The sequence below is a fragment of the Arthrobacter gyeryongensis genome (assembly GCF_039543785.1).
Classification (GTDB): domain Bacteria; phylum Actinomycetota; class Actinomycetes; order Actinomycetales; family Micrococcaceae; genus Arthrobacter; species Arthrobacter gyeryongensis.
Map to the genome: position 1 here is coordinate 51,662 of NZ_BAABKK010000004.1, position 12,926 is coordinate 64,587.

The 12,926-nt window shown below is 64.2% G+C and carries 15 protein-coding genes; 6 read left to right on the forward strand and 9 right to left on the reverse strand.

The window, feature by feature from the left end; all coding sequences use genetic code 11:
• Positions 1-4 precede the first annotated feature (4 nt).
• From ABEA18_RS02730 to ABEA18_RS02745, 4 genes are all read right to left on the reverse strand, one after another.
• Positions 5-1,372, reverse strand: coding sequence for an MFS transporter (locus tag ABEA18_RS02730; protein ID WP_345447805.1), 1,368 nt, complete (start codon positions 1,370-1,372; stop codon positions 5-7).
• An 83-nt stretch (positions 1,373-1,455) separates the two neighbouring features.
• Positions 1,456-1,767, reverse strand: a complete 312-nt coding sequence (locus tag ABEA18_RS02735) for a hypothetical protein (RefSeq protein WP_345447806.1) — start codon at positions 1,765-1,767, stop codon at positions 1,456-1,458.
• Positions 1,768-1,968: 201 nt separating this feature from the next.
• On the reverse strand, positions 1,969-2,883 hold the full coding sequence (locus ABEA18_RS02740; protein WP_345447807.1) for a glycoside hydrolase family 25 domain-containing protein: 915 nt from the start codon (positions 2,881-2,883) through the stop codon (positions 1,969-1,971).
• Between the two features lie 234 nt (positions 2,884-3,117).
• A complete protein-coding gene (locus ABEA18_RS02745; RefSeq protein ID WP_345447808.1) occupies positions 3,118-3,666 on the reverse strand; it encodes a TetR/AcrR family transcriptional regulator in 549 nt (182 codons plus the stop codon).
• A 115-nt stretch (positions 3,667-3,781) separates the two neighbouring features.
• Here ABEA18_RS02745 and ABEA18_RS02750 point away from each other — a divergent pair, with 115 nt between their 5' ends.
• A complete protein-coding gene (locus ABEA18_RS02750) occupies positions 3,782-5,203 on the forward strand; it encodes an MFS transporter (RefSeq protein ID WP_345447809.1) in 1,422 nt (473 codons plus the stop codon).
• Between the two features lie 9 nt (positions 5,204-5,212).
• Here the strand turns inward: ABEA18_RS02750 and ABEA18_RS02755 are convergent, their stop codons facing one another.
• A complete protein-coding gene (locus tag ABEA18_RS02755) occupies positions 5,213-5,716 on the reverse strand; it encodes a mycothiol transferase (protein WP_345447810.1) in 504 nt (167 codons plus the stop codon).
• Positions 5,717-5,746: 30 nt separating this feature from the next.
• On the reverse strand, positions 5,747-6,274 hold the full coding sequence (locus ABEA18_RS02760; RefSeq protein ID WP_345447811.1) for an AAA family ATPase: 528 nt from the start codon (positions 6,272-6,274) through the stop codon (positions 5,747-5,749).
• 132 nt (positions 6,275-6,406) lie between these two features.
• On the opposite strand from ABEA18_RS02760, the gene ABEA18_RS02765 reads away from it, so the two are divergent.
• The 3 genes from ABEA18_RS02765 (at position 6,407) to ABEA18_RS02775 (ending at position 9,403) form a co-directional block, all read left to right on the forward strand.
• On the forward strand, positions 6,407-6,730 hold the full coding sequence (locus ABEA18_RS02765) for a hypothetical protein (protein ID WP_345447812.1): 324 nt from the start codon (positions 6,407-6,409) through the stop codon (positions 6,728-6,730).
• 93 nt (positions 6,731-6,823) lie between these two features.
• On the forward strand, positions 6,824-8,581 hold the full coding sequence (locus ABEA18_RS02770; protein ID WP_345447813.1) for a DUF222 domain-containing protein: 1,758 nt from the start codon (positions 6,824-6,826) through the stop codon (positions 8,579-8,581).
• A gap of 66 nt (positions 8,582-8,647) precedes the next feature.
• Complete coding sequence (locus ABEA18_RS02775) at positions 8,648-9,403, forward strand: ArsR/SmtB family transcription factor (protein ID WP_078106162.1); 756 nt, start codon at positions 8,648-8,650, stop codon at positions 9,401-9,403.
• Positions 9,404-9,431: 28 nt separating this feature from the next.
• Here ABEA18_RS02775 and ABEA18_RS02780 read toward each other — a convergent pair whose 3' ends face one another.
• Both ABEA18_RS02780 and ABEA18_RS02785 read right to left on the reverse strand, forming a co-directional pair.
• Positions 9,432-9,785 carry a GNAT family N-acetyltransferase gene (locus ABEA18_RS02780; RefSeq protein WP_345447814.1) on the reverse strand — a complete coding sequence of 118 codons (354 nt, stop codon included), beginning with the start codon at positions 9,783-9,785 and terminating at the stop codon, positions 9,432-9,434.
• Between the two features lie 115 nt (positions 9,786-9,900).
• On the reverse strand, positions 9,901-10,707 hold the full coding sequence (locus tag ABEA18_RS02785) for a pullulanase X25 domain-containing protein (protein WP_345447815.1): 807 nt from the start codon (positions 10,705-10,707) through the stop codon (positions 9,901-9,903).
• 331 nt (positions 10,708-11,038) lie between these two features.
• Between ABEA18_RS02785 and ABEA18_RS02790 the strand changes: the two genes are divergently transcribed.
• Together ABEA18_RS02790 and ABEA18_RS02795 are read left to right on the forward strand one after the other, a co-directional pair.
• Complete coding sequence (locus ABEA18_RS02790) at positions 11,039-11,461, forward strand: YybH family protein (protein ID WP_345447816.1); 423 nt, start codon at positions 11,039-11,041, stop codon at positions 11,459-11,461.
• A 74-nt stretch (positions 11,462-11,535) separates the two neighbouring features.
• Entirely contained in the window at positions 11,536-11,694 is a 159-nt protein-coding gene (locus ABEA18_RS02795) for a hypothetical protein (protein WP_345447817.1), read from the forward strand.
• Here ABEA18_RS02795 and ABEA18_RS02800 read toward each other — a convergent pair.
• Positions 11,687-12,712, reverse strand: coding sequence for an adenosine deaminase (locus tag ABEA18_RS02800; RefSeq protein ID WP_345447818.1), 1,026 nt, complete (start codon positions 12,710-12,712; stop codon positions 11,687-11,689). The genes ABEA18_RS02795 and ABEA18_RS02800 overlap by 8 nt on opposite strands.
• Positions 12,713-12,926 lie beyond the last annotated feature (214 nt).

The window sequence follows — 12,926 nt, forward strand, 5'->3', positions numbered from 1 at the left end:
GGACCTAAGCCACGACACCCGGCTTCCGCCAAGCCAACGCCAGCACAAACACCGCTGCGCTCAGCCCCAGCATCACCAACACCATGAGCCCCCAGTTTGCCTGGTTCACCCCGGGACCGTATAGCACACCAATGAGAACTGTCGCCGTGATGGCCCCTAGGTATCTGCACGTCTGAAAAATCCCCGCGGCTACTCCCCTGTCCTCAGGCCGCGCGGACACATACAAACCTTGGTTCGATGCCGTACTGACCACGCCATACGGAACACCCATCAACGCCGTGAGCATGAGCACCAGCGGCGGCCAGAAGGACAACGTCAGCGCCCCGAGCGCACCGGAAGCCAGCGCCAAAAGCACGACCCCGGCGATCATCACGGACCGCACCCCGAACCGCTCAATGAACCGCACCGTCACCGGCGTCATGAAAACCGACATGGCAGCCAGGGGCAGCATCAGCAGGCCGACCACGCCGGCGTCGTACTTTCCAGCCTGCTGAAGCAACTGCGGAAGCCCGAAGAAGGCAAAATAGTAAACCGCGCTGAACACCGCGAAACCCAAGTACAACAGCAACAGCGGCCGGTTCCGGCCGAGCAGCCGCAAATCCAGGAACGGCGGACTGAACCGGAACTCGCGCCATGCGAACAGCCCCGCCAGGACCACAGCGACGGCGATGAACCACCATCGGTAGGACGGCATCACGTTGAGCAGCGCCATCATCGCCAGCGTCAGTGACGCGATGAACGCCAGGATGCCCGGAATGTCGGAATCGCGCAGGAGGGCCGAGAGCTTGCCGCTTTCGCGTCCGACGTCGGGCGGTGCCACCTGCCGCACCACGATCAGGGCCAGGAGCGAGATCGGCACGTTGATCGCGAACAGCGCCTGCCAGCCGACCAAGCTCACCAGAAGGCCGCCGACGACGGGACCCACCGCGGCGGCCGAGGTGTTCGCCATCTGGATCCGCCCCAGGGGTCGGGTTGAGCTGATGTGCGCCTGCCGGCTGAGCGTCGAGACCATCACGACGGCGCACGGGTACGCCGTCGCGGTCCCCACCGCCATGAGCGCTCGAGCCACGCAGACCAATGCGAAGTTCGGCGAGAACGGTGCCAAAAGGCAGGAAATGGCGACCACCGCCATACCGAAGGTGAACAACCTCCGCGGACCGAAGCGGTCTGCGAGCCTGCCCATGAGCGGCTGGCCAGCGGCCGAGGCGAGGTAGAAGGACGTGATCACCCAGGTGACCGTGGCGACGTCGAGCGCAAAGTCCTGGCGCAGGACCACCAGCGCGACCGCGATCATCGACGAGTTCAACGGATTCAGCGCCGTCCCGAGACTCAGTGCAGCGATAGCCAGGCCGGGGCGGGGTTTGTTGGTCACGTCCCTAAGTCTGGTCCATCGTTGCCTGAGGTCACGAAACGACGCGTCACGAACCTCGGCTGGGAACCGTCAGGGCCGCCGCGTTAGTGTCCCCCGCCGAACGCCGCCGGAAGGAAAATGAGAAGGAAGGCCAAAAGCCCCAATACCGAAGCGATGGTGTCGATCCACCCAAGGACCTTCCCCAGGGTTGCCGAGTGGTGCAGGGCCTCGGCCTTCCTTGCATTGGCAATCGCCAGAGGCCCGAAAACAATGCCCAGGAAAAAGAAACCGATGACCCCAAAGATTATTGACTTTTCCTTGAACTTACTCCCCTGAAAGTGCTCGAGGGAGTTGTTCTGCTGGACGTTCGGGTAGTTCGGGTACTGATACGGCTGGTTATGGTTTGGCTGGGACATTTTGAGACCTTTCGACGGCATTGTCGCTGCGAATAGCAATTTCGGGAGTCGCCCGCCAACCTCAGTTATCGGCCATGCCGTTCGTCCCCCCGGATCGAAATTACTTAGCTACAGCTCCCGACGGGGCAAACTAGGTCAATCTTGGGGAAATCTTGCAGCGGAGCTGCGCTAGACCAGGCCGGGAACCTCGGCGAGGTGCCGTCAGTTCTGCGCTATCGACAGCACCGGCTTCCGCTTGCCGCTGGCGTCTGTAGTCAGCGTCGGGGCCGGGGGCTTCGGCGGGGCCACTACCGGAGCAGGTGGCGGGGGTGGTGGCGGTGCCGGCGGAATGCAGGAGTAGTTGTAATCGAAGTCAGTGGTGAATTGGGTGAGTGCAACCACGCCGCCTGCCGTCAGGGGCGGGGCCGAGCAGAGTTCCGCTGCCGACTCCGGAGACGTTGCTCCGGCAAGCCAGCTCTTGAGCCCGTTCAGATTGCTGTCGGGATGAAGCTGACCGGCGATTACTCCGAACTGGTACGAGGTTGAATAGATGCCAACCTCCGCGCCAATGCTTTGCAGGTAGATGGCCATGCCTTCAATATCCGCGGCGTTGGCCATGGTGTCCCAGGACCACGCGTTCCCGATCTCCACGTCCAGCCACCACATGTGCTTGGCGGGGTCGGGTACCCCGTAATTATTAACGTCGTCGAACGCGATGGCGTAACCGTAGAGGTAAGCGCACGCCGGCGAAGCCGTCCCGTCGCAGCTCCCATACGGGTTTGGACGGCTCATGCCCACGTCCGCATCGGATGCCGGCCACCAGCCGCCGTACTCCGCGGGATTGGCGGTGTTGACGTACAAGGCGGCCGCCGGTTGGCTTGTCCCGCCCGCCGAGCCGCTGGCCCAGCCCAGCTGCTCGGCGAAACAGGGATTCGCGGTGCCCGGACGGCCGTCGTTCACGCCGACAATCCCGAACACCTGGCCCACAGGAAGTCCGCCGCCGCATTGGGGCCAGGAAATGTCGCTGCCCAAGGCAATGCCCGAAGCATCCATCGGTGCGGCATTTGCGGCGGATAATGGTGTGGCTGTCCAAGCAAGCAAAAGGCAAGCGACGGCCATGAGTTTTGCAGTTTTCATGATGTGCGTCCTTGGCATGGTTCAGGGCCCTGCCGGGGTTGGTACTGCCGCACATTGCATCCCAAAAGCAATGGCAGTGAGCCATCTTCGGCTCACTACGGATCCTACGGACGGGCTTCTGGGCAGCCTTGAGTGATCTCTACTGGACTTGGTTAACGAATTTGCGAGTAAGTGACGTGGCGCACTTGGAGTACAGCTCAGATGCTGGAGTACTCAGCCCAGCGCTGAACCGCGTCAAGAAGCGATAAGTCCGTCAGCGACTACCGCGAGCATGGATGCTGCGGTGTCGGCGGGAAGTTCGCTGTTATCTACCACTGCAGCCACACCACCGACGAGCCGGCTGATCTGCATTGCATCGACTCCGGGGCGCAATGCCGAGTCCAACGCTTCGATCACGCGCCGATTGGCGCCCAGGTAGGTCTGGCACTTTGCTGCGAAGGGGGAACCAGGGTCCCCGAGAGCGGCGGTGATCCGCGCGGCGGCGCCCTTGTGTTCTGTCAGCATCGACGCATAGTCGGTCAGCCAAGTCAGCAGGCGCTCGCGCGCGGAGGCGTCGAGCGTGAGGGCACGGTCGACGGCGGTGTTGACCTTCTCTGCCCACGCTTCGAGGACCGCGTCGTACAGCGACTCCTTGGTCGGGAAGTGCCGATAGAGCGTACCGGGTCCCACCTCGGCCGCCTTGGCGACTTCGTCCATCGAGACGGCTTCGTAGCCTTTGACACGGAAGAGCGCACGTGCAACCTCCACAATCCGATCGCGGTTGCGTTGAGCGTCAGCGCGCACAGAAACACCTTTCAATACACTATTGCAAAACGGAGAGTGTCTCCGTATAGTTCTAAACGGAGCATCTCTCCTCTTAGTGTACGTCAGCCCTCTCGGCTAGAACAGGACACCTCCCATGACACCCACAATCGCCACACGCGCACCCGTCGGGATCAACCTGACAAGCGAAAATCCGCGCGGCCGCGCCGGCAGCATTGGCCTCTGGCTGGTCATGCTGGCCCAACTCATGCTTGTCCTCGACGCGACTGTCGTGAACGTCGCGCTCCCCCACATCGCCACCGACCTCCACTTCGACCGGGCCGAGCTTAGCTGGGTCCTGAACGGCTACGCGGTCGCCTTTGGCGGCCTCCTGCTGCTCGGCGGACGGATCGGGGACGTCGTCGGCCGCCGTCGCACCTTCTTGGTGGGCGTCGCGGCCTTCACGCTCTTCTCATTGCTTGGTGGCCTGGCCACCTCACCCCTACTCCTCGTAATCGCGCGCGCGCTCCAGGGCCTCGGCGCCGCATTCGCCGCCCCGAGCGTCCTCGCGCTCATCACCACCAGCGCGAAGGACGACGGCGCGCGGAACCGGGCGCTCGCCCTGTTCTCCGCCATTGCCTCCATGGGAGGCGCCCTCGGGCTCATCCTCGGCGGGCTCCTCACCGATACCACCAGCTGGCGGTGGACCCTCTTCATCAACGTGCCGATCGGCGTCGTCGTCCTCATTGCGGTGCCGCGCCTCGTCGCGGAAACTCCCCGGCGGCCCGGGCGCTTCGACATCCTCGGAGCGGTGACCGCGACGGGCGGCGCCGTCGCCATCGTGTGGGGCCTCATCCAAGCGGGCGACGTCGGCTGGTCCAGCCCGCGCACGATCGGCGGCTTGGTTGTCGGGGCAGCGCTTATCGCAGTGCTCGCCGTCACCGAGCGGAGGGTCGCCCACCCGCTGCTGCGTCCACAGCTGCTGCGCAGCCCGAGCCGAGTGGCGGCGCTGGCCGCGATGGCGGCCACCTACGGCGGGATGCTGGCGATGTTCTTCCTCATGGTCCAGTACCTCGAAGACGATTTGCACCTCACGCCCATGGTGACCGGGCTCGCGTTCCTGCCGATGCCGCTGAGCATCTTCGCGATGTCGAGGATCGTCCCGCGTCTACTCGAGCGCTTCGGGGCCGTCCGGCTGGTCATCTTCGGCACCGCCCTTCGCGTCGTCGCCTTCTTGCCGCTCACACAACTGAAAACGGACACCCCGTTCGCCCTTGTTTTGCTCGCACTTCTGGGCACTGGAATCTCCGCCGGCATGACGTTCATGCCACTGACGACGCTCGCGCTTCGCAATGTCGAACCCGAGCACGCAGGGTCCGCGTCGGGTCTCTTCCAGACAATGCAGCAACTGGGCGGCGCCGTCGGGCTGGCCATTGTGGCTTCGATCTACGCGGCCTTCGCCATCCCCGGCGACTTCCTGACCGGCGGACGGGCCGGGTTCTGGTCGGCAACCGTCCTTTCCGCACTCGCGCTGGCAGCCGTCCTGGGGTTGGTCTTCAAACCTCGGAAAGCGGTATGAGGAATGCGCTCACAGGCCGCCTAAGCCCTTGGCATAGGCGGCCTGCCCCACGTGTTGAAGGCAATCGGCGATAGTGCTGACCAAGCGCACGCCGAGGGTGACGGGCGGGTCCCAGCGGGTGTCGACGATGCGATCAAAGTCCTCGTCGCCGAGCGTTTCCAGGAACACAACCGTCTGCCGGTGGACGGCTTCGTAGTATTCGAGCAACAGCTCCGGCGGGGCCTGAACCGCATCGACTTTATCGCTCGAGTGGCCGTAGCCGGTGTCACGCTCGGGCAGCGGCAGCTTGAAGCGGCCAGCATAGTCCTGCGAAGTCCACACCTGTTCGACGCCGGCGGCGGAGGCGACTTGGACGTCCTCCACCCTACTGAGGTGCCAGATCAACCACGCAATCGAATTTCCGGTGCTGGCGGGCCGACGGACCAGAGAGCCGTCGTCGAGCCCTTCAAGGGTGGCGGCCACGGTGTCACGGATCCGGCCAAAGGCATCCTGCAGCAGTTCGTTGGATTTCATCGCGTCCCTTCAGTGGTGCGTTGGCTACGCCTACCACCCAATCAGAGCCCGAACTGCCTCGGCAACCTGTTGTGGGGTTCGTGGTCCCGTCGCCACCACATGAGTTTCGAGTCGAGTCTCGCTCAGGATTTCATCGAGCTCCACGCTGCGATCCAGGTGCCAGGTCAGCTCGTGGCTGTTCGGCTCGTGTCGGTTTCTGAGCCGCTCGTGAATCGCCTCGATGGACGCATCCAGCCGGATAACCGTGAGTTTCCCGCCGCCGAGGGCCGCACGGTAGCGATCCACCTCCGAGGGTTGCTCAATCACACCTGCCACAATGAACCGCCGAACGCCGACGTCGCGATAATTTCCCGCGACAGCTTGGAGGTTCCGCAGTTCAAGCTCGTGGTTGAACCGGTCCGTGGCCGGTGCGGGCCAGCTCCGCCGCAACTCGTCGAGGTCGATTACGGCGTTGCTGATTCCGTCGTCGGCGAGGAGCCAGTGCAAGGCTTCGCCGGTGGTCGTCTTGCCGGCACCAACCGTGCCGTTGAGGAAAACACTCTCAAGGTCCATAGCCATCCAAGGAGTCTAGGCGGTAGATCGGGCCCACCCCCGCCCGGGTATTCAAAGTGGACACGTAGGCAGCGACGGGAGGCGATCAGCGGGCATAAGCTACAAGCAGAACGTCTCTTCCGACTCCGGGGAGCTCAAATGGACACTGAATTCGCTGATGTCATCGGTCATGATGTCACGACGATCACTTGCCTGTGCGGAAACACCGTCAGTAAAGAGGGATTGATTCAGGCCAACTCTCAAGGCCTCCCGGTTTTCGCCGGGGCCGACAAGCCCGTGCCTGCCGGACTCGCCCGGTGGCCCGACGACGAGGACCTCTACACCTTGTGTCCGTCCTGCGGCCGGGTTTACCACGACACCGTCATTGAGGCGACAGGGACCGCGCCCGTGGCCTTCCAGGTTGACGTCAGCACCGGCCCGGTCGCCGAGGCGATCCGGATTCATTGGGAGCTCAGCACCTGATATTTGGGACGTGTTTTCCTTGTTTCGCTTTTCGCGACGCCGATTGGCAGCGCGGGGGCCTTAAATGTCAGACCCCCGTGACAGGGTTTATTCATGGAAGGCATCGGTCAACTCGTGGCACGTCGGGCAGCCCCGCCCGAGGTCGGGATCGCGTCGTTGGGACGCCTTTCCCGCCGCCTGAAGCCCGTCCCCGCCCGGCACGCCCAGTTCCAAAACCCGGCCCGGCTCCAAAACCCGGCCACCGCGCCGTCCCCGGCGGGTGGCCTTGACCTGGCGGTCGCGGCGATGGATGCACTGCGCTCAACCGCCGTCGCCGACGCCCGCTCGTTCGGTTTCCCCGAGGCCGCTGATTTCGCCGGCACGGTCGAGGAGATCTCCCGGACGGTCGAGTTCTTACAGCTCGTCGCGGCCCAGGCCGTGGAACGGACCCGCAGCGAAGCCCAGGCCTCCCGGCAGCCGTCCCCGGCGCCGGGCTGGAGGACCGGCTGGACCGAACCCACGGCAACCGCATCGGACGCGGGAACTGAAGCCGATGCGGCAGCCGCGGACGCCGCGGGGGCAACCGCGGCCGGCTCAGAAGGTTATGCGGCCGGCCTTGCGGCAGCGCCCGGCCTCACGGCAGCCGCCGCCGCGGCCGACGACGGCTACCGGAACGCCGCCGAATTCCTGCGCGCCAGGCTGCGGATCGGCATCGGCGAAGCCAGGCGCCGGCTCGCCCTGGCCTCCGGCGTGCTCCCGCAGACCGGAATCGCCGGACAGGACCTCCCCGCGCGCCACGAAGTCCTCGCCGCGGCCCTTGCCACGGCAGCCCTGCCCTCCCGCTCGGCCACGATCATCAGCACGGCCCTGGACCAGGTACGCCACCTCGCCGACACGGACACCGCCCGGCAGATGGAACACGCCCTGACCCGCACCGCCATTGAGAGCGATCCCGATTTCGTCTCCCGGATGGCCAGGCGCTGGGTCGACGCCATCGACCAGGACGGGCCCGAACCCGGCGAGGAAGAACTGCGCCACCGCCAAGGAGCGTTCATCCGCAAACCCCGCCGCGGCCTGCACCACCTGGAAATCTTCGCCACCGCCGAACAATACGAAACCCTCGCCACCGCCATGAACACCGCCACCAACCCCCGCCTCCAGCACACCACCGACAACGACGCAGCTGACGGCGGCGCAGCTGACGACGCCGCCGGCACCGGCACCGGCTCCGGCCCCGCCCTGGACCGCCGCTCCCGGGCACAGAAACTCCTCGACGGGCTCACCGGCGCCTGCGCAGTGGCCCTCTCCACCGGCGAACTGCCCGCCAACGGCGGCCTCCGGCCCCAGGTAATGGTCACCATCGACTACCGAGACCTCCTCGACCGCCTCGACCACGTCAACCGCCTCGACCGCGAAACGCCCGCCGCCGCCGGCCCCCGCCCCGGCAGCGGCGCGTCCACCTTCCAGGGCCCGCTCCACCCCTCGGTCATCCGCAAGATCGCCTGCGACGCGGACATCATCCCCGTCCTGCTCGGCAGCGATAGCCGCGTCCTGGACATCGGCCGCACCACCCGCATCTTCCCGCCCCACATCCGCAAAGCCATCATCGCCCGGGACCAAGGCTGCGCCTTCCCCGACTGCACCATCCCCGCACCCTGGTGCGAAGCCCACCACATCACCTACTGGTCCAACGGCGGCACCACCGGCACCGACAACGGCACCCTCCTGTGCAGCCACCACCACCACGTCATCCACAAAGAACACTGGACCATCACCCTGGACACCGGCGTGCCATGGTTCAAACCACCACCCCACGTCGACCCCCGCCAAACACCCCGACGCAACCACCACTTCAGACCCACCCGGACATAAACCTGCCCAGTTGAAGTCCACCCGAATCCGTTGACATGTGACCAAATGGTCACCTATTCTGAATGCATGGACGCCGTCTTCAAGGCACTCTCCGACCCCACCCGCAGGGATCTGCTCGACGAGCTCTTCCGCGAGGACGGGCAGACACTCAGCGCGCTTGAAGCACGGTTCGACATGACCCGTTTCGGGATCATGAAGCACCTCAAGATCCTTGAGGAAGCCGGGCTCGTTGTGACCCGCCGTCGTGGTCGCGAAAAGCTCCACTACCTGAATCCGGTACCCATCAGGCTCGTCCACGACCGCTGGGTGAGCAAATATGCAGAACCATGGGCCGCTGCGTTGAGCGACCTCAAGACCAGATTGGAAAGTCCCGTGGAAAAGATCTTCGAAATCTACATCAAGACCACCCCTGAGCGGCTTTGGGAAGCCATCACGGACAGCGACACCCGCAGCAAGTATCAGTTCGGCAACACCCACACCGCGGACTGGACACCGGGCGGGCACTACGAGATGCACAACCCCAAGGCCAACGGAATGGTCCTCGGCGAAGGCGAAAACGTGGAGGTCGATCCCCCGCGCCGGCTCGTCCAGACCATGCGCGCGCTCTGGGGCGAGGACGTCAAAGCCGAGGGCACATCACGCGTCACCTGGGAGATCGAACCCGTCGGCGACTCCTGCCACTTGACCGTCACCCACAGCGACCTTCGCGAAGGCGGCAACGACCAGATCTACGGCGGTTGGCCGATGATCCTCTCCGGCCTCAAGACCTGGCTGGAGACCGGCGAGGTCCTCACGACTCCGGGTTCACTGATGTATTCGTGAGGCTCGACGGCGGCGCGACCCGCCGCTGTTAGGCCCTGGCGGCGGGGACCAGGGCCGCGTTGAGGTACTCCAAGTGCGCCAGCGTCGGGGCAGTCACGTTCGCCGCGTATTCCGAGTGCTTGGTGAGGAACTTCTTGATGAAAGGGCACACCGGCACAATCCCGAGTCCCTCGCTCACAGTCTCGTCCAAGGCAACATCAGCGAGCCTGCCCGCCAGCCCTTGGCCGCCGAACTCCTCGTTGATCACGGTGTGGTAGAAAATCCGCTGCGGGGACCCGCCGTCGTCGTACGCTTTGTACGCGGCCTTACCAATCACATGGCCATCAGCGAGCACTTCAAAGCGTTCGCGGTCAACGTTGTGGCGGAAGGTGGCATCGGTCATCGCTGGCTCCTCGGTTAGGTCCTTTTGACCTACCCTAACCTCGGAGCCCGGGCGCTTTGTTCCCAAGTTTTCTCCAAGTCCACATTTGGACTTGGAGAAAACTTTGGAGTTACGGCTAGGCCGTGACGATGTCTCGCGTGGCGTGGTCGTACGTGAAGGTGATCTTGCCGCCGTCGTGCTGCAGTTCGTGATTGGCACCATCACGCGCGCCGAACGCGCCGTAGTTCTCGTCCCACGAGCGGTTCAGCGCGATCTTGTAGGTGTAGAAACCGGCAGGCAGCGTGGCGGCGAGGGTCCACACCTTACGACGGGAATTGAACTTCATCTGCACCTCGTCGTACTGCGGAGCCCAGTCCTCCGGAGCGCCGAGAATCGTGTTGAAGTCACCGGCGATCGCGACGGCGGACGGCTGGTCGAGCTTCTCGACGGCGGGGGCCGCTTTGGGTGCGGCAGCTTTCTTAGGCGCGGCCTTGGCGGCCGGTGCCTTTTCCGCGGCTGCTTTAGCGGCGGGAGCCTTCTTGGCTGCGGGCTTCCTGGCGGCGGCCTTCTTGGCGGGGGCCGTGGGAAGCGGAGTGTCTGCAGGGACGGGGGTGCCCTCAGCCAGGGCACTGGCGAACTCGTCCGGCTTGGCGAAAGCGACTGTGGCACGAAGCCCGTCGTCGGTTATGGTCCAGCCCGAACGGCCCTTGACCAGCCAGCCAGCTTTGACCAGCTTCGCGGTCTCCGTCGTCAGGCTCTTATGGCCGCGTGGAATGCCTCCACTAAGCAGCTCACTCTCGCGCTCATCCAGCGGGACACGGACAATCGCTTCTGCCAGGATCTCGCCGGCATTCAACGACTTCTCGGACCACGTTCCCTCAGCCAAGACGTCCAGGACGGTCTTGAGACGGGCACTGCTTTTTTCGACGGTGGACTTGGCCACTGGGTCTCCTTCAACGGCGAACATTCCTTCAGCAGTCTGCCAATGTTCTGTAAATTCTGGCGACTGTTCTTGGTAAACACCGTGTGTCGTGACCCACTATTACGCCCAAACGGTCGGCAAGTGATTGAAGACTCTCGGGTACCGGTCAGTAGCCGGCGGTTGGGGTACCCTCGAAGGCCCCGGGAACCCTGGATCGTGATGTACCCGCTGATGACGGTGCGGCTGGAGCCCTGCCCCTTGGGAAGGTTCAAGAAGCCGGTGACGGCCCGGCGCGGAGACGCTAAGATTCGCCTACTACTCCAGATGCCCTATGAGTCAGAAGGTGGAACAAATGCAGCTTGACGAGGTCATTGACCAGTTTCATCAAGCGTTAGATCAGTTTGCCAAAGGCGATCCGGAACCCGCCAAGGCCGTTTTTTCCCACGGCGAGGATGTGTCCCTTGCTAACCCTTGGGGTCCTCCGGTGGTGGGCTGGGAGCAAGTATCAGCGGCCCTCGATTCAGCCGCAGCACGGTTCGAAGATGGACACGTCACTGCTGTTGATGCGCTCACAAAGCACGTCACTTCCGGTCTTGCTTGCTTCCTGGACTTGGAACACTGGCAGGCCAAGGTCGGTGGGGGATCTGAAATATCGCCCTTTGAATTGCGGGTAACGAGCATCTATCGCCCGGAAGGCGGCACTTGGGCACTCGTGCATAGACACGCGGACCCGATCACCACACCTCAGCCTCCGGACGCGGTGCTGCCAAAATAAGACCCGGGACTCACGCCGCCCGTTTCCACACCGAGCCCGGAGCCCGGCGGCGCACAGTTCTGGCTTCGATTCGAGTGATCGGACCACATCTGGATCCGGACAGGGCGCTCTACTACAGCGAGCATCTGGACGAAGCCACCCCGGTTGCCGCTGCAAGCAGCGAGGGCTCACCCGAACAGCAAATCATCGAGGCAATCGCGCGGCGCGGTCAGCGACCCGAGCGGACTATTTAACGGAAGCCTTCTCCCAATGCGAAACCTCGGCCAAAAGTTCCGCCTTCCGGGACTCGCCCGCGAACGACGAACGCACAGAGTTCGCGGCCAGGCGGGCCCGGTCAGCAACGGACAAGCCGTGCACCGCGACCAGTTGCTCGAAGTTGTCGTCCACGTAGCCGCCGAAGTAGGCGGGATCGTCCGAGTTCACGCTGACATTCAGCCCGGCCGCCAACATCGCGGGCAAAGGGTGATCGGCCAGGGTATCCACGGCGCGCAGCCGGACGTTGGACAGGGGGCACACGGTCAACGGAATCTGCTCGGCCACCAGCCGTTCCACCAGGGCCGGATCGTCCATGCAGCGGATGCCGTGGTCGATCCTCTCCGCGCCAAGCAGGTCGAGAGCCTCGTACACATACGAAGCGGGGCCTTCCTCACCGGCGTGCGCTATCCTACGCAGTCCGGCCTCCGCCGCGCGACGGTACAGGCGTTCGAACTTCGACGGCGGATTGCCCACCTCGGCCGAATCCAGGCCGATGCCGGCAATGGGCGCCTTCATGGCAAGGAGCTGCTCCAAAACCTCCAGCGCAGATTCCTCGGACATGTCCCTCAGGAACGCGGCAATCAGGAGCGTGGAGACGCCGAACTCCTCTTCCGACGTCGCGAGTGCGGACGCCACACCGTTCACGCACGTCTCCAGTGCCACTCCGCGCGAGATGTGCGCCTGCGGATCCATCATGACCTCTACGTGCCGCACGCCACCGGCCGCGGCGCGTGCCAAATAGGCCCTGGTCATGTCCGCGAAATCCTGTTCGGTGCGCAAAACGGCCATGTTGGCGTAGTACAGATCCAGGAATGACTGCAGATCCGTGAACTCGTACCGGGCGCGCAACTCGTCCAGATCCGCGTACGGAAGCTCAATCCCGTTCCGTTCCGCGAGCGCGAAAATCAGCTCGGGCTGAAGCGTCCCCTCGATGTGTAGGTGCAGTTCGGCAACCGGAGGTGCCGCCGTCGTCGTCGATTCACCAAAAGTTTCCACCCGACAAGAGTAGGACGAATACTGAATGCACCCCATTCGAGCGGGACCTCAAAGCGGGCTTCAGGGCAGGAAGCGGTTGATTCTCCGCAACAGGGACCCAAACACCGGATGGTGCTGCCAGCGCCGGGCCATTACCGCGCCGCGGGCTCGATCAACCGACCCCAGAACTGCCCGCGCGGGCCAGTTTCCGGCACGAGTCTCCCGCCGACGCGCG